Genomic DNA, 15,046 nt, shown 5'->3' with positions numbered 1-15,046 from the left:
CGACAACACGCGCATCAGGAGAACGGCAGGCGTCGCAGGGTGACCGTCGTCAGGGCGAGCACCTGATCGTCGGCTCCGGCGTCCACGAGACGCACGTCGACGATCGCATGGTCCTTCGTCTCACGGACAACTGTGACGTGGGACCGGGCCGGTCCCACCTTCACCTGCGACAGATAGTGGGCCTGGAAGTCGGTCGCCACGAAACCCGGGAGAACGGTGTGCGCGGCGTGCTCGGCGAGCAGCGCCTGGGCGCCACCCTGGATGGTGCCGATCATGTTGGCCACGAACGGGGTGAGGTCGAGTTCGAGGACGCCGGCGCGTGCGTCGAGGGTGCGCATCCCCAGCCGGGAGTAGATCGATCCGTCGATGTGTTCCCTGGGAAATTCGTGGATGGCGCCCACCCACTCGCTGGGGTTGTAGTAGCCCGAACCGGCCGCTGCGGCACGGGGAAGCCGCACGAAGGTGACGAGACCGCGCCCCGCCGGTTGCAACGCGCCGTCGTCGAGGGCGGCGACGAGTTCCTCGAGGCCGCTGCTGCCGCGCCCGTCGAAGATCTGCGCGGCGACGTGCACGGTCTTCTTGCCGACGCGCACGAGGTGGGTGTCGACGACGATCGGACCCTCGGTGAGCGGTTCGGCGGTGTGGATGGACAGGTCCTGGGTGGCCACCCAGTCCGGGCTGCACACGGCGAGCGGTGGGGTGGACGTGACGATGTCGACCACGGTGGTGAGCATCCCGAGTGCTGCGGCGCCGGCGTCGTTGCGCAGCTTGTCGTGCAGGTCGGCGCGCATGATGGCGCGCTCCTTGCTCAGTTGGAGCGACGTCAGGCCGAAGTCGGCGGTGAAGGTGCGCTGATTCATCGACACCGACGGCCGCTGACTGGTAAAAATGCCATTCTCGCTCATGAGAGTGATATTGCCATTCTGTGGTCGACGACGGAAGGTTACGTCGTTCGGAGGTTCACAACGCACAGGTGAGGCTCACAACCCTGATGGTCGACCATGGGCGTTGTGAGCCTCACTTCTCGGTTGTGAGCCTATTCGGGCCTCGGTGTCTCCGCGAACGAGTCGCGCTGCTGCACCATCCACACCGGGGCGATGAAGATGCCTTCCGCTTCCACGCAGACCTCCTCCGAGTCGGCGATGTGCCCCACGACGAACGCCTTACGTCCTTCGACGCGGTCGAGTTTCGCCTCCACGCGCAGAGCTCCGAGGGGAGTGCGCTTGCGGTAGCGGATGGTGAGCGTGCCCGTCATCCCCGGATATCCCGAGATGCGCGCGGCGTCGCCGAGGATCTGGTCGAGCAACAGGGCGGAGACCCCGCCGTGCACGTGTCCGGCCGGCCCCTCGTAGACGGGGCCGAGGTGGATGTCCGTCCACACGCGGCCGTCGTCGTCCTCGTGGATGTCGCCGATCGGGGCGATGGCGTTGCGCAGGCCGATTGCGGCGTTGCCCCAGTTGCGGAATCGGCCCGAATCGTTGAACCGGGTGCCGTACGGGCCGTCCTCCCGGTCGCGTTCGAGAATCTCGCGCGCAGCCGCGAGATGTTCCCGCGCCCGCGCGACGTCGTCGGCATCCACGCGGGTCTGCAGGGCGAGCTGGATCAGCTCGCGCACGTCCTCGGTGAGCGGACCGTAGGTGTCCCTCTGCTGATCGACTTCCTCGTCGGACAATCCGTCGTTGACGTAGAGCTCGAGGATGGAATCGGTCATCAGGGTTCTCCGGATCGTGAGCGTGGTGAAAGAAATAGTCGACCGCGCACACGGTGAACGAGTCAAGTTCTGTTGCCGCTGTACGGGATCACCGCAAAATCCGTAAAACGGGCCGTTCTGTACGAAAGCGTGTGAGCCACCGCATAGAGGGGAACAGATGAGAGAACCCCGTCGGCTTAACGAGGGGAGGGGCCGACGGGGTCCGTCCGTGCCATGTCAAAGGGGAGGAGACACGGCACGCTTTGTTGCGAGGAGCAACAACGTCTCCACGCTACCGACGATTCTTTCATCTGCCAACCTCACCGGAGGGTGATGGGCGGGGTGAATTTGCCCGATCTGCACCTATGGCAAGCCTCGTGATTCAAGCGTACGTTCGCTTCTGCGTGCGCAGGGATGCGCCGGACAGGAGCGGTGGTCATGGCCGTAACCATCCACAAGGGCCGTGACAACGTCACCAAACGAGTGTTGCTGGGAAGACCGCTGCGCAGCGACACCCTCGGCCACACCCTGTTACCGAAACGCGTAGCCCTGCCGGTGTTCGCGTCCGACGCCCTGTCGTCCGTCGCCTATGCCCCGGAGGAGATCTTCCTCGTCCTGTCGGTGGCGGGCCTGTCCGCCTACGCGTTCTCCGGCTGGATCGGTCTCGCCGTCGCCGGCGTGCTCGTCGTGGTGGTCGCGAGTTACCGGCAGAACGTGCATGCCTACCCCTCCGGGGGTGGCGACTACGAAGTGGCGACGAAGAATCTCGGGGCGATGGCCGGCCTGACGGTGGGCAGCGCGTTGATCGTCGACTACGTGCTGACGGTTGCCGTGTCGATCTCGTCGGCCGCCCAGAACATCGGGTCGGCGATTCCCTTCGTCGAACACCACAAGGTGCTGTTCGCGATCGCCGCGATCACCCTTCTCACCGCAGTGAATCTCCGCGGACTCCGCGAGGCGGGCACAGCTTTCGCCATCCCCACCTACGCCTTCATGTTCTGCATCGGGGTGATGCTCGTCTGGGGTTTCGTGCGCCTCGTCGTGTTCGACGCCCCGCTCCGCGCCGAGTCTTCGCACTACGAACTCGCCGCCGAACAATCCCACCTGACCGGACTGGCTTTCGCGTTCCTTCTCGCCCGCGCGTTCTCGTCGGGGTGTGCGGCCCTGACGGGAGTCGAGGCCATCAGCAACGGGGTGCCCGCCTTCCGGAAACCGAAATCGCACAACGCAGCCACCACTCTGCTGATGCTGGGCGCCATCGCGATCACGCTGCTGATGGGCATCATCGTGCTCGCCGAGCGGCTGGGCGTCGTCGTCGCCGCAGACCCCGCAGCGCAACTGCGCGGGGCACCGGAGGGATATCACCAGAAGACGCTGGTCGCGCAGGTCGCCGAGACGGTCTTCACCGACTTCCCCCTCGGCTTCTACCTCGTCACCGCCGTGACTGCATTGATCCTCGTCCTCGCTGCGAACACCGCGTTCAACGGTTTCCCGGTCCTCGCGTCGGTGCTCGCGCAGGACAAGCACCTGCCGACGCAGCTACGCACCCGAGGTGATCGGTTGGCGTTCAGCAACGGCATCGTCTTCCTGGCCCTCGCGGCGATCGTGTTCGTCTGGCTGTTCGACGCCGAGGTCACCCATCTCATCCAGCTCTACATCGTCGGGGTGTTCGTCTCCTTCACGTTGAGCCAGACCGGCATGGTGCGGCACTGGACCCGCCTGCTCGTCACCGAGACCGACACACGTCATCGCCGGAAGATGCAGCGCTCGCGCGTCGTCAACGGTGTGGGTCTGGCGATGACGGGAACAGTCCTGATCATCGTGCTCGTCACGAAATTCGTTGCCGGCGCGTGGATCGCGATCCTCGCCATGGTGACCGTCTTCGTGACGATGCGCGCCGTCGGCCACCACTACCGACGCGTGGCGGTCGAACTCGACCCCGGTGGCTGGGACGGTCTGTTGCCCAGCCGCACGTATTCGATCGTGCTCGTGGCCAAGCTGCACCACCCGACACGTCGGGCGCTCGCGTATGCCACGGCCACCCATCCCGACACCCTCGAAGCGATCACCGTCGACGTCGACGAGGAGGACACCCGCGCACTCGTGCGCGAATGGGAGGCCAGCGACATCACGATTCCGCTGAAGGTGCTGGAATCGCCGTACCGGGAGATCACGCGACCGGTGCTCGACTACGTCAGACGGGTGCGCGGCAACTCGCCGCGCGATGTGGTCACCGTCTTCATCCCCGAGTACGTCGTGGGTCACTGGTGGGAAAACCTGCTCCACAACCAGAGCGCGCTCAGACTCAAGAGCCGCCTGTTGTTCCAGCCCGGGGTGATGGTGACAAGCGTGCCGTGGCGACTGCACTCGTCGGATTCGAGATAGTCGAGAGCGGAGCCACGTTCCCGATCAGGGTCGCAATGTCGGCACCGGCCCGCAGCAACGCCTCGGACTGCACGGCGACGGTGCGCAGCCGCTCGTGAAGTGCGTCCCGAGCGGTATCGGTCTCGCCGTCGGTTCCGATGGATGCCATCACGGCCCTGACCGCTGGGATGCGATAGCCACCTGCGCGCAGTGCAGCGACGATCCGCGCGTTCCGCGCCGCGGCGGGTGAGTAGCTCCGAATATTGTTGCGGTCGATCCGTTCGGGCGCGACCAATCCCTCCTTCTCCCAGAACCTGAGGGCGGACGATCGCACCCCGATGGCGTTCGCCAGCTCGGTGATGCTCATGGCGTCGCCGGGCAGCGGAGGCGCATCGTGGGCGGCCTCGTCGACGATCACGTCGAGTGCGCGGAGCGCGGCGAGACACTCGTCGCGGGCTCGCGCGAGCCCACTGTGGAGTTCGGCGACACGGGCGAGCGCCTCGTCGTAGGGGAGTACCTGCACATCGTGCATGACGCTGCGCGCCTCCACGGGCCCGACCGCGACAGCCAGAGCGCGGTACGCGCGCAGCGCCGTGAGGTGTTCGGGTCCGAATCGGCGATAGCCGTTGGTCATTCGTGCTGCGGGAGGGATCATCCCGAGACGTTCGAGATCGCGCACCTGCTGCACGGAGTATCCGGCGGCAGCGGCCAGACGCCCCGTCGTCATCGTGTGCTCCACAGCCGAACCCTCCACAAGCACTTCAAGGCGACACTCGAAGTATGACGATGGAACAGATCCTTGCAGAGATCCGGAGTTTCGACGGTGTCCTCGAGCTCGCACCACAGGAGGGAAGTGGGCATCCCGAGATCTCGTGGGGTGACCACTTCTTCTACTACGCCCCGGACGGCGAGGTCCCGCACAACCGGCAGCCCTACGCGACGATCGTGACGAAGAACTATCCGGACGACGAGGATTCACACCTCGACGAGCCGGGACGATGGCGGGTGAACGTCCATGCGGGATCGCAGCTGTTCACCGAGTTGCTCGGCTGCCCGCCCCGGTCCGTCGACCCTTCGACGATCGACTTCGCCGAGACCGACGTGTTCGTCCCGCACCCGGTCTACGGCTCACTGGGATGGGTGGCGGTCGTCGAACCCGGGGAGCGGACCACGCCGCGTCTCCTCGAAGCGCTGCGCGACGCCCACCTGGCAGATCGTCGCCGCGTCGAACGCAGGAGCGCGCTGCGCGACACGGAGTGACCGAGCGAAAGAGCTACTGCTGTCACCCGTCCCGATCCTGATTGCTCTCGAAGAACGATGTCACGGTGTCGACGGTGAAGCGGTGACGCAGGCGGCATGCCGAGTTCTGATTCGCGAACAGACCCGGGATGCGGAAGGCATCCTCGCGCGCGACGGTGTGCGTCCACTGCACGGGCACGATCCATTCGCGGTGGTCCTCGTGCGGGTTCGTGCCCTCGCTCTCGTGGACGTACGGTGCCTTCAGGTCGAGGCTGCGGAACGGCACCGGCCGCCCGTCGACGACGAGCGTCGCCTCGTCGGCCGGAGCCGCCGGACCGGTCACGACGCCGATGCCCACGTACCCGCTCTTCGGGATGTAGACGAAGACGCGGCCACCGGCGGGCAACTCCTGCAAGGAATCCGAATACCAGCGGCCGCCGCCGGCGGCGAGGAAACCGTAGCGGCGACCGTCGTCCCAATTGCGTGACGGGCTGCGCTCACCGAAGTTCACGTACCAATCCCGGCCGTTCCATTCGGACTCGGGACGAGTCGACCCGGACCGTTCCGCCACGCACCCTCCTTCGTCGGGAACACCTCGTTCCACGGTAGGCGTGCGGCACCGGCGGTGTGATCGGTGCCGGTTGCGGGTGGTCAGTGCCAGTTGCTCTGCCTGCCGAGGGTCTCGACGGGAGTCGCGCCGGGCCGGGTCCACTGCGGCACCGGGCGGCTCGTCTCATCCCATGTCGCATTGCCGTCGGCGTCGGCGCGCCAGAACCAGCACGGGTCGTCTCCCTCCGGCCACCCCTCGGGTTTGTCCTCCCACCTCTCGCCACGCCCGTACGGGGTCATGTCGAGCTGGCCGGCCGAGCTGTTGGCCCGTTCGGTGCCGCGACCCGTCGTTGAGTAGGTGAGGAAGGTCCGGTCACCGTCGCGGAGGTAGGAGGTGAGATAACCCATCGCCCCGCCCACGGGTTCGTCGACGTTGCGCACCGAATACCAGGGCTGGGTGTAGCCCATGAACTCGACGAACGCCGCGACCTCCTCCCACGGACCGGTGGTGACGAACACGAACGACACCCCGCGAGCATTGAGGTAGACGGCGTCGCGGACGTGCCAGGCCGTGGTGGTGCATCCCTCGCACTGTCCTTGCGGGGGTGCACCGTCGTACCACATGTGCTTGTAGACCATGAGTTCGTTGCGGCCCTGGAAGAGGTCGAGGAAGGGGACCGAGCCGTCGGGCCCGACCACCTCGACCGTTCCGTCGAACTCCACCATCGGGAGTCGTCGGCGGGCCGCGGCGATGGCGTCGCCCTCCTTGGTGTGGGCTTTCTCCCGAACGAGGAGTTCGTCGCGCGCGGCCTGCCAGGTCGCGAGATCGACGACGGGTGGACGGCCGGAGTGAGGTTCGGTCATGGTGACCTCCCGGAGGATCGGACGGATTACACGCGGCTCGGTTGGAGCACCTCGCGGAGCACGGAGGCGAAGGCTTCCGGATCGCCGGGCATGCCCTCCGCGGCCCCCATGAAGCCACCGTGATCGCCGGGGAACAACGTCGGAGTTGTGCCGAGCCGGTCGGCGAGCGCTGCCGCAGCGCGGCCGCACAGTTGGCGTACCGACTCGCGACCACCGGCGACGACGATGTGCGTGGACGCGTTCGCCAGGGCGTCGAGATCGGGGTGGTAGCCCGTGCACGACATCCAGTTCTGGCCCAGCAGCACGTCGTCGCGGGTCCCGTCGTCCTCGACCGGCAGGCCGAAATCGGACGGGTTCGGAGCGGGCCGGTCGAGATGGTCGGAGGTCAGCTCCCCTTCGAAGCTGACCAGAGCGATGAACCTGGCCATGGCCGGTCCGAGCCCGCTGCGCTGGTAGGTGTCGTGGATGTCGTCGCGCACCGTTTCGGCTCCGAGGCGATCGGGCAACAGCTCGACGATCGGCGGTTCGTGCGCGACCAGCGTGCGCACCTGTTCGGGGTGCCGCGAGACGAGTTCGAGCGCGTTGACCGCGCCACCGCTGCTGGCGAAGACATCGACGGGACCGAGGTCGAGCTCGGCGAGGATCCGGTGCAGGTCGTCGGCGTGCAGGGCGGGGGTGGACTGCATCGACGTGTCGGTGCGCGTGCCGCGGCCCGTGCCGCGCGGGTCGTAGGTGATCACGGTCCGGTCGTCGAGGTAGGAGACGAGACTGGTGAAGCCGCTCGCGTCCATCGGGGATCCGGCGAGCAGAAGCGGTGTCGCGCCGCCGGGGACGGTGCGGACGTCGTAGACGAGAGTCGCGCCGGGGACGTCGATCGTGCGGGTGACGGGTTCGGGCATGTCGGCTCCTTCTGGGTCGGTGACCATACCGACCCGAGCCACCCGGAAAATTCATCGCACATACGACCGCGTCCGCACCCGTGACGGATGCGGACGCGGCGCGCGCAGGCTCAGAGGATGATGCCCAGTGCTAGGAGCAGTCCACCGAGGGTCAGCGCGAGAGATCCAAGGAGCATATGAATTCCTCCTGTCATTCGGGTTATAGGACTGCGTCCGCACCGGGACGCTGAGCCAGGAATACCCGTCGCCTCAGCGTCAAACACTCCCGAGGATCGAAAATTCACTTCGTTATGTTTTCGTGCTCTCGGGGAGTTTTCGCGCGGCCGGTTCCGCCCGGGTCTGCGACTGACTCGGCCTCAACGGACCGGCAAGGGTCTCGCTCGTGGTCGGCTGCGGCTGCAGAACATTCTGTTGCCGGAGTAGTTGTTTGCGCGCATGAGCGTCGGGAATCCGAATTCATGGCAAGTATGGAACCGTTTCTCCCGATCAAGCACACCGGCTCGAACGAGATCGACGCAGCCGATCCCGGTCAGGGCGCGCCGGCTACGGATCCCGGACCTGTGCCGGGTGAGGACGTCGACCCCGAGATGGCGCAACGCGAGAAGGACGAACTCGAGAAGCGGATGTCCGAAAAGCGCAGTGAAGAAACGGTTTTCCGAACCCCCGAAGTGGATACGTCCGAATAGACCGAACCGCGCCCGCACGCAGGGGGTGGTGCGGGCGCGGAGTCGATCGGCCCTGCTATCAGAGAATGATGCCGAGGGCAGCGAGGAGTCCACCGAGGGTCAGTGCGAGAGATCCGAGCAGCATAGAAATACCTCCATGTTGTTGTGAATGGGCACGCCTGCGAACAAGCGTGGGAAGTGAAAAATCCGCAAGGGAAAGTTCACTTCCGTCCCATACTTCGCGAAGGCACCAAAGCCTGTTACCTGCCGTCACTAGTTGTTATCGTTCCGTGATAAAACTGTCCGATTAGCCCGAAATGCCCCCTAATTGTGGGCGTTTCAGGACTTGAGGTTCACGGCATTTTGGGACTTTCCACGTTCGATCACCGCGGCTCGTCGCTCGGCAACCCGTGCCGGCGAGAACTCCCGCATCCACGCTTCCGAGGTCTGCTGCTCCACCTGCAGGGCCGGTTCGACGACGTGCTCCTCCGCGCGCCGGTACGACGCGAGCAGCGCCCGCACACCCGGCTGGTCGTTGCCGGCGATCGTCCGCGCAACCTCCAGGGCCGTGTCGAGCAGTTCGTCGTGCGCGACGACCTGCGTCACCAGTCCCGCCCGCAGTGCTTCCTCGGCTCCGACGAAGTTTCCGGACAGGCTCATGCGACGCGCGAAACCCGGACCCACTGCCGCGGGCAGGCGCTGGGTGAGTCCCCAGCCCGGTAGGACGCCGACGCGGGCGTGGGTGTCGGCGAAACGGGCGCGCTCGGATGCGATGAGGAAATCGCATGCGAGCGCCATCTCGAGGCCACCGGTGATGGCGGCCCCGTTGACCGCGCCGATGATCGGCTTGGAGATGGGCTTCCACGGATGGCCGACGGGGAGGTCGGCGCCCGACACCAGCGACAGGTTGCCTCCACTTTCTCCGAGTTCCTGCAGGTCGAGTCCGGCGCAGAAGGCCGGGTCGGTGCCGGTGAGGACCACGACGTTCGTTTCGTCGTCCACTTCTGCGGCGGCGATCTCGGTGCGCAGAGCATCGATGAGTGCCGAGCTCAGCGCGTTCCGCGCCTCCGGGCGGTTGAAGGTGAGGATGCGGACGGAATCGCGCTGCTCGACGAGCAGGATCTCTTCGGAAGTCATCGCCAGACAGTATCCGTAACTTCGGTGGATCCGGCCCCGCTCAGCGAGGCTGGATCCACTGAAGCTGTGCCTGGGTGCGTTCCTCGATCCACGAACGCATCGAGTCGACGCTCTCCTGCAGCGCCTTGGCCGTGAGTCCGTCGGAGATCGGTACCGACGCTGCCACCTCGTCGAGGACCTCGAGCGCCAGACCGTTGCCGTAGATCTGCTCGGACAGCTCCCGGTACGCCTGGTGGTAGAGCTCCGTGAAGGCGGCGGAGTCGAGGAAACGGGTCTTCAGCGTGTTGCTACCCATCGCGCCACGACCTTCACCGTCACCTCCCGGCATCCCCGGTGGCATGCCCTGGGGCATCCCTTCCGGTGGCGCGCCGCCCGGCATACCCGGTGGGGGACCGCCCGGTCCCATGCCGCCCATCATGGAGATGGTGTCGTCCGGGCCGGCAGTGGTGTCGCCCTGCATGGCCATGTTCAGATCCCACGAGACCACCGACAGTTTCTTCGTGTCGAGGTCGTACCAGAGGTAGTAGTTCTGACCGGGCCCGGCCATGTCGTCGAAGTTGACGAGCAGGTTCTGGGTGGCGACGTACCGGGCGAAGGAGTCGACGTCGACCCAATCGGCCAGATGGGCGTCGAACTCTGCGTCGTCGGCAGAGTCCATCCACTTCAGGAAGCCGATGATCGGTTGCAGTGTCCCGGAATCGGCGGCATTGATCTCCTTGAACTGGTCGGCGTAGTCCGACTGGTCGTCGCCGACGTACTCGAACCGCGACGATGCATCGGCCTTGTAGAGATAACCGGGGGAGTCGAACAGCGAATTGGCGTACAGCTCGTCGGGATGCTCGAGCACCAGTCGCGTCGCGGTGGCGCTGTCGTTGACCGAATAGACCGTGTACGCGTACCGCTGGGTGGGCTGATCGGTCTCAGCGGTGAGGGACAACGCCATCGCCTCGTTGATCACCGGCGAACCGGGCCGCACCGACAGTTCGGTCATGCCCTGATACGCGCGACCGTCGACGTACTCGTCGAAACGGATCAACAGGGGCAGCGAGGTCGGATCCTCCGGGTCCACCTGCGCCATGCCGTCCATCCCGGGCGGACCCTGCGCCGGATCGACACCCTCGGGCAACTCGAAACCTTCGGGCAGTTCGAATCCTTCCGGAGGTCCGAAACCGCCCGGCCCCTCACCGTTCTCACCCTGCAGACCGCGCAGCGTCGAGTTGCCCTTCAGACGCACGCCCACGTCGTCGATGCGGGTGCCGTCGATGACCACATCGGCGACCACCCACTCCTTGTCACCGTCCTTCTCGTATGCGGCGATCATGTCGTCGTACTCGGCGTCGCCGATCTCGAGCGACAACTCGTGCGTGACGGAGGTGTCGAACAGATCGACTGTGCCGGCGACGTTCTCGGTGATCTCCGAGGAGATGATCGTCGGTTCGCCCGTGATGTAGGGCCGCACGCGTGTCGCTCCGAAGGCCGTGGCCACGATCGCGACGAACGCGATGAACGTCACCGGCAGTGTCCAGTGCCGACGCAGCGATGTCGGTATCCGGTGCCGCAGACGTCGCCGTGGGGTCGGTGCCGTCATCACAGGTCGGTCTGGTCGTATCCGGTCAGGACGCTCACCCGCTGGCCGGCGTTGACGGCGCTCAGCGCGGCGATCAGGTCGTTCGAGCTCATGCCCTTCTTCAATTGGGCCGTGTAGTACAGCTCCACCAGGGCACCGGCGCGGACGGATTCGGTGGACACCAACTCGTATTCACTACAGTGCTTGATGAGAACGTCCTCGACGGTGGCGGTGTAGGCGGGCTCCGGCGGCACCTGCACCTTGACCACCTGACGCTGCACGTCGAGCTTGAACCAGTTGAACTTGTTCATGATCAGCAGTACGAGGCAGATCGCGACGGTCGCCGCGATGGCGAGCACGTAGAAGCGGGTACCGGTGGTCATGCCGATGGCCATCACCAGGAAGATGAACCCGACATCACGGGTTTCCTTGATGGCGTTGCGGAATCGCACCACCGACAGCGCGCCGACGAGGGCGAACGCCCGGGCGATGTTCGATCCGACCACCAGCATGATGAGTGCGATGACCATGCCGACCAGCACCAGCGTCTGCACGTAGGACTGGCTGTAGGAGACGTTCTTGTGCGTGTAGCGGTAGACCCACGCGATCACGCTCGACAGCACGAACGACAACGCCAGCGACACCACGATGTCGAAGGTCGTGAACGTGCCGCTGAGGTCCTGGAAATCGAAATTCATATCCGTCCTTGATTCGAAACGAGTAAGTCAGCGAACCGGAATCGGTTCGGTGGAAAGAAGGTCGGCGGGCACCCGCGCGTCGAACCCGTCCGGCAGCACCAGTTCCGGTGCGCCGAAACGAGACCGGGGTGCGAGCCCGAACGCCTCGACCGACTGGCAGTACTTCGACACCCGGATCACCGACATGTCCAGCCGTGCCGTCAGATCCGTCGCCCAGTAGGGCACCCGCTCGTTCGCTTTGAGCTCCACGACGGCCAGCTTCGGCGGGATGATGAAGCGGTTCTCGGCGCCGGACGCGAAGTGGAAGTCGCGGTCGCGGCCGTGCACCTTGTGGTCGATCGTCACGCGCAGGCCGAGATCGGCGTCGCGTCCGACGAACGCCTCGCGTAGATAACCGGTGGTCACGATCGGTCGCAGATCCAGATTCCCCACGAGGCTGGAGACCTCGTTGACGAACGACCGCTGCGAGTCGTCGCACTCGATGTCCTCGCGCCCGTTCAACCACCGCAGGGCGACGCTGTAGGGGAGGGCAGTGCGACGCTTCTGCGTCACGCGGTTGACGCGCTGCTTGATCTCGACCTGCACGGGAGTGTCGTCGGTGCACGCGGACGGATCCCCGTACAGCCGCATGCGCACCTTGCGGCGGAACTTCAGGCCCTCGATCTTCTCCCAGTAGAACCGCAGATCCGGGGTGTCGTAGTACAGCGACGTCACCGGATACCCACCGTGTGGTGAGTACGGATCGGTGTCCATCCGGGCAGCGAGTTCGTGCCGCAACTCGGGCACCTTCATCTCGTCGACGAAGTACTTGATCTCGTACCGGTTGAACGCGTGCAGCTTGCTCGCGGTCTGTTGGAAGCCGTTGGTCACCGGAACAGCACACACCCGTCACCTCGAGGAGCCTTGGAGGTTTGCTGGCAGTTTCCTGGCAATCGGGAGCCTCACAGGAAACTGCCAGGCTTCCTCGAGCGGAGCGTCAGCCTCACCCGCGACAATCGATGCGTGACCGACCGGATTCCCGAAGCGCGCGTGCTCGTCGTCGACGACGAGCCGAGCATCGTCGAACTGCTGTCCGTGAGCCTGAAGTTCCAGGGCTTCGAGGTGGAGACCGCGAGCGACGGCGCCGAAGGACTCGACAAGGCGCGTCGCTTCCGGCCCGACGCGGTGATCCTCGACGTGATGATGCCCGGGATGGACGGCATGGGCATGTTGCGTCGCCTGCGCGCAGACGGCATCGACGCGCCCGTGCTGTTCCTGACGGCGAAGGATGCGGTGGAGGACAAGGTCGTGGGCCTGACGCTCGGCGCCGACGACTACGTCACCAAACCGTTCAGCCTCGAAGAGGTCATCGCCCGGCTGCGCACGATCCTGCGCCGAGCCGGCAAGGTGTCCGAGGCCGAACGCAGCTCCCGCATCACCTTCGCCGACCTCGAACTCGACGAGGACACCCACGAGGTGTTCAAGGCGGGCAAGCCCGTGTCGCTGTCGCCGACCGAGTTCACGCTGCTGCGGTATCTCATGCTCAACGCCGGCACGGTGCTCAGCAAGCCCCGCATCCTCGAGCACGTGTGGAACTACGACTTCGGCGGTGAGGTCGGGGTGGTCGAGTCGTACGTGTCGTATCTGCGACGCAAGGTCGACACCGGCGACGTCCCCCTCATCCACACCGTTCGCGGGGTGGGCTACGTGATGCGGGAACCCCGCATATGAACCGTCTGCGGGCGTTGCCGCTCCGTTGGACGCTGGTCGCTGCCTTGGTGCTTCTGGCGGGCATCGGTCTGCTCGCGTCGGGCATCGCAGTCACGTCTGCTCTGCAGAATTCCCTGCTGTCGCGGGTCGATCGCGATCTCGAGGAGGCTGCGCGGACCTGGGCGAGACCCGACAGGCCACCACCGACGCCCCCGCTGGACGCCCCCAACTCCCGGCGACCACCGAGCCCCTTCTACGTGCAGGTCGTCGACGCCGACGGTCGGCTGCTGTTCGTCGTCAACGACGAGTCGACCGCCCCCGACGTGCCGGACGAGCCGACCGGCAGGCCCGTCACCGTCAGGTCCGCCGGCGACGACGGTCCGCACTGGCGGGTGATGAGTACCGAGAATGCCTCGGGTGCCGTGACCACTGTCGGGATGAGCCTGGCCGAGGCGGAGGAGACGGTGGACAGGCTCGTCGTGCTGCAGACGATGATCGGTGCGGTCGTGCTGGTCGCGCTGGCGGTGGCCGGCGGTGTCGTCGTGCGTATGAGTCTGCGTCCGCTCGACGAGGTCGAGCGCACCGCTGCCGCGATCGCCGAAGGCGACCTCAGCGAGCGGGTGCCCGAGGGCGACCCCCGAACGGAGATCGGCCGCTTGTCGGTGACCTTCAACGCGATGCTCGGCAGGATCGAATCGGCCTTCGCGGCAACTGCGGCGTCGGAGGAATCGGCGCGACGTTCGGAGGAGAAGATGCGTCGCTTCGTCGCCGACGCCGGCCACGAACTCCGCACCCCGCTCACCACCATCCGTGGCTTCGCCGAGTTGTACCGGCAGGGTGCGAGCACCGACACCGGCATGCTCATGGAACGCATCGAACGCGAGGCCCGCCGCATGGGTCTGCTCGTCGAAGACCTGCTGATGCTCGCGCGACTCGACGAACAACGCCCGCTCGACCGCTCCCCGGTGGACCTGCTCGCCGTCGCTGCCGACGCAGTGCACAACGCGCGTGCCGTTGCGCCCGAGCGGGCCATCACCCTCGAGATCATCGACGGCCCAGGCACTCCCGAGGTTCTCGGCGACGACGCCCGTCTGCGTCAGGTGCTGAGCAATCTCGTCACCAACGCGCTGACCCACACTCCACCCGACGCCGACGTCACGGTGCGGGTGGGAACCGCGGATTCCGATGCTGTTCTGGAAGTCGCCGACACCGGCCCAGGCCTCGATCCCGACGACCGCGAGCGCGTCTTCGAACGCTTCTACCGCGCCGACGCCTCCCGCACCCGCTCGTCGGGTGGGAGCGGTCTGGGTCTGTCGATCGTCGCCGCGCTGGTCGCGGCGCACGGCGGGAAGGTGGAGGTGGAGTCGGAGAAGGGTGTCGGCTCGATCTTCCGCGTCCGCATCCCACGGCTACTCCCCAGCTGACGCGCTGAAACGGGTTTCGCCCCTGCAACACGCCGCGTGAACCCCGTTTCACCGCACGACGAGAAGTCGCCGGGCGTTCGATAGAACTCCGTTTGTCCCGCTGGGCTGAAAAGCTGTGTCGCCGCCCACATCGCGGTTCCTAGTCTCGGCTCATCCGAGGAAGGGAACCGGCAACAATGCAGTCGCTCGCCTGTCATACCTGCGGCGCTCGTGTGCTCGTCGCGAAGTACAGCCCAGCTCATACCAGCATCCAATGGTCCG

Annotated in this window: 15 protein-coding genes; 5 read left to right on the top strand and 10 right to left on the bottom strand. The window is 66.0% G+C overall.

Annotated features, from left to right (window positions below; all coding sequences use genetic code 11):
- Nucleotides 1-14: 14 nt before the first annotated feature.
- Both U9J23_RS20150 and U9J23_RS20145 read right to left on the bottom strand, forming a co-directional pair.
- Entirely contained in the window at nucleotides 15-905 is an 891-nt protein-coding gene (locus tag U9J23_RS20150; protein ID WP_228525757.1) for a PaaI family thioesterase, read from the bottom strand.
- A 131-nt stretch (nucleotides 906-1,036) separates the two neighbouring features.
- A complete protein-coding gene (locus U9J23_RS20145; RefSeq protein WP_272268118.1) occupies nucleotides 1,037-1,711 on the bottom strand; it encodes a PaaI family thioesterase in 675 nt (224 codons plus the stop codon).
- Between the two features lie 417 nt (nucleotides 1,712-2,128).
- On the opposite strand from U9J23_RS20145, the gene U9J23_RS20140 reads away from it, so the two are divergent.
- The gene (locus U9J23_RS20140) at nucleotides 2,129-4,075 is read left to right on the top strand and encodes an APC family permease (RefSeq protein ID WP_059383849.1); all 1,947 of its coding nucleotides are present in this window, start codon (nucleotides 2,129-2,131) and stop codon (nucleotides 4,073-4,075) included.
- Here the strand turns inward: U9J23_RS20140 and U9J23_RS20135 are convergent.
- Nucleotides 3,996-4,781: a MerR family transcriptional regulator gene (locus tag U9J23_RS20135; protein WP_272268121.1), complete on the bottom strand. Its 786-nt coding sequence runs from the start codon at nucleotides 4,779-4,781 to the stop codon at nucleotides 3,996-3,998. The genes U9J23_RS20140 and U9J23_RS20135 overlap by 80 nt on opposite strands.
- A gap of 53 nt (nucleotides 4,782-4,834) precedes the next feature.
- On the opposite strand from U9J23_RS20135, the gene U9J23_RS20130 reads away from it, so the two are divergent.
- The gene (locus U9J23_RS20130) at nucleotides 4,835-5,314 is read left to right on the top strand and encodes a DUF6194 family protein (protein WP_059383850.1); all 480 of its coding nucleotides are present in this window, start codon (nucleotides 4,835-4,837) and stop codon (nucleotides 5,312-5,314) included.
- Nucleotides 5,315-5,336: 22 nt separating this feature from the next.
- Here U9J23_RS20130 and U9J23_RS20125 read toward each other — a convergent pair whose 3' ends face one another.
- From U9J23_RS20125 to U9J23_RS20115, 3 genes are all read right to left on the bottom strand, one after another.
- Nucleotides 5,337-5,864 (bottom strand): hypothetical protein, encoded by a 528-nt coding sequence (locus U9J23_RS20125; protein WP_226949990.1) that lies wholly within the window; start codon nucleotides 5,862-5,864, stop codon nucleotides 5,337-5,339.
- A gap of 80 nt (nucleotides 5,865-5,944) precedes the next feature.
- A complete protein-coding gene (locus tag U9J23_RS20120) occupies nucleotides 5,945-6,706 on the bottom strand; it encodes a DUF899 family protein (protein ID WP_085469780.1) in 762 nt (253 codons plus the stop codon).
- 26 nt (nucleotides 6,707-6,732) lie between these two features.
- Nucleotides 6,733-7,605: an alpha/beta fold hydrolase gene (locus tag U9J23_RS20115; protein WP_085469820.1), complete on the bottom strand. Its 873-nt coding sequence runs from the start codon at nucleotides 7,603-7,605 to the stop codon at nucleotides 6,733-6,735.
- A gap of 458 nt (nucleotides 7,606-8,063) precedes the next feature.
- On the opposite strand from U9J23_RS20115, the gene U9J23_RS20110 reads away from it, so the two are divergent.
- Entirely contained in the window at nucleotides 8,064-8,291 is a 228-nt protein-coding gene (locus U9J23_RS20110; RefSeq protein ID WP_064059804.1) for a hypothetical protein, read from the top strand.
- 318 nt (nucleotides 8,292-8,609) lie between these two features.
- On the opposite strand, the gene U9J23_RS20105 is transcribed toward U9J23_RS20110, so the two are convergent.
- From U9J23_RS20105 to U9J23_RS20090, 4 genes are read right to left on the bottom strand one after another with little or no spacing between them, the layout of a single operon-like run.
- Nucleotides 8,610-9,407 (bottom strand): enoyl-CoA hydratase, encoded by a 798-nt coding sequence (locus U9J23_RS20105; RefSeq protein ID WP_326600052.1) that lies wholly within the window; start codon nucleotides 9,405-9,407, stop codon nucleotides 8,610-8,612.
- Nucleotides 9,408-9,447: 40 nt separating this feature from the next.
- Nucleotides 9,448-10,995, bottom strand: a complete 1,548-nt coding sequence (locus tag U9J23_RS20100; protein ID WP_326600050.1) for a CotH kinase family protein — start codon at nucleotides 10,993-10,995, stop codon at nucleotides 9,448-9,450.
- Complete coding sequence (locus tag U9J23_RS20095; protein ID WP_326600047.1) at nucleotides 10,995-11,672, bottom strand: DUF4956 domain-containing protein; 678 nt, start codon at nucleotides 11,670-11,672, stop codon at nucleotides 10,995-10,997. The genes U9J23_RS20100 and U9J23_RS20095 overlap by 1 nt, the downstream gene beginning before the upstream one ends.
- A gap of 27 nt (nucleotides 11,673-11,699) precedes the next feature.
- Nucleotides 11,700-12,542: a polyphosphate polymerase domain-containing protein gene (locus tag U9J23_RS20090; protein WP_326600045.1), complete on the bottom strand. Its 843-nt coding sequence runs from the start codon at nucleotides 12,540-12,542 to the stop codon at nucleotides 11,700-11,702.
- A gap of 132 nt (nucleotides 12,543-12,674) precedes the next feature.
- On the opposite strand from U9J23_RS20090, the gene U9J23_RS20085 reads away from it, so the two are divergent.
- Both U9J23_RS20085 and U9J23_RS20080 read left to right on the top strand, forming a co-directional pair.
- Nucleotides 12,675-13,382 carry a response regulator transcription factor gene (locus U9J23_RS20085; protein WP_106201284.1) on the top strand — a complete coding sequence of 236 codons (708 nt, stop codon included), beginning with the start codon at nucleotides 12,675-12,677 and terminating at the stop codon, nucleotides 13,380-13,382.
- Nucleotides 13,379-14,785, top strand: a complete 1,407-nt coding sequence (locus tag U9J23_RS20080) for a sensor histidine kinase (RefSeq protein WP_326600042.1) — start codon at nucleotides 13,379-13,381, stop codon at nucleotides 14,783-14,785. The genes U9J23_RS20085 and U9J23_RS20080 overlap by 4 nt, the downstream gene beginning before the upstream one ends.
- Nucleotides 14,786-15,046: the final 261 nt, after the last annotated feature.

The organism is Rhodococcus sp. PD04 (assembly GCF_035918275.1).
GTDB lineage: Bacteria > Actinomycetota > Actinomycetes > Mycobacteriales > Mycobacteriaceae > Rhodococcus > Rhodococcus rhodochrous.
This window is presented reverse-complemented; position numbering and strand designations above follow the sequence as displayed.

Bases quoted from the DNA above. Each gene is read 5' to 3' on its own strand.
- U9J23_RS20150 (WP_228525757.1), bottom strand. From the start codon at position 905: ATGAGCGAGAATGGCATTTTTACCAGTCAGCGGCCGTCGGTGTCGATG.
- U9J23_RS20145 (WP_272268118.1), bottom strand. From the start codon at position 1,711: ATGACCGATTCCATCCTCGAGCTCTACGTCAACGACGGATTGTCCGAC.
- U9J23_RS20140 (WP_059383849.1), top strand. From the start codon at position 2,129: ATGGCCGTAACCATCCACAAGGGCCGTGACAACGTCACCAAACGAGTG.
- U9J23_RS20135 (WP_272268121.1), bottom strand. From the start codon at position 4,781: ATGACGACGGGGCGTCTGGCCGCTGCCGCCGGATACTCCGTGCAGCAG.
- U9J23_RS20130 (WP_059383850.1), top strand. From the start codon at position 4,835: ATGACGATGGAACAGATCCTTGCAGAGATCCGGAGTTTCGACGGTGTC.
- U9J23_RS20120 (WP_085469780.1), bottom strand. From the start codon at position 6,706: ATGACCGAACCTCACTCCGGCCGTCCACCCGTCGTCGATCTCGCGACC.
- U9J23_RS20115 (WP_085469820.1), bottom strand. From the start codon at position 7,605: ATGCCCGAACCCGTCACCCGCACGATCGACGTCCCCGGCGCGACTCTC.
- U9J23_RS20110 (WP_064059804.1), top strand. From the start codon at position 8,064: ATGGCAAGTATGGAACCGTTTCTCCCGATCAAGCACACCGGCTCGAAC.
- U9J23_RS20105 (WP_326600052.1), bottom strand. From the start codon at position 9,407: ATGACTTCCGAAGAGATCCTGCTCGTCGAGCAGCGCGATTCCGTCCGC.
- U9J23_RS20100 (WP_326600050.1), bottom strand. From the start codon at position 10,995: ATGACGGCACCGACCCCACGGCGACGTCTGCGGCACCGGATACCGACA.
- U9J23_RS20095 (WP_326600047.1), bottom strand. From the start codon at position 11,672: ATGAATTTCGATTTCCAGGACCTCAGCGGCACGTTCACGACCTTCGAC.
- U9J23_RS20080 (WP_326600042.1), top strand. From the start codon at position 13,379: ATGAACCGTCTGCGGGCGTTGCCGCTCCGTTGGACGCTGGTCGCTGCC.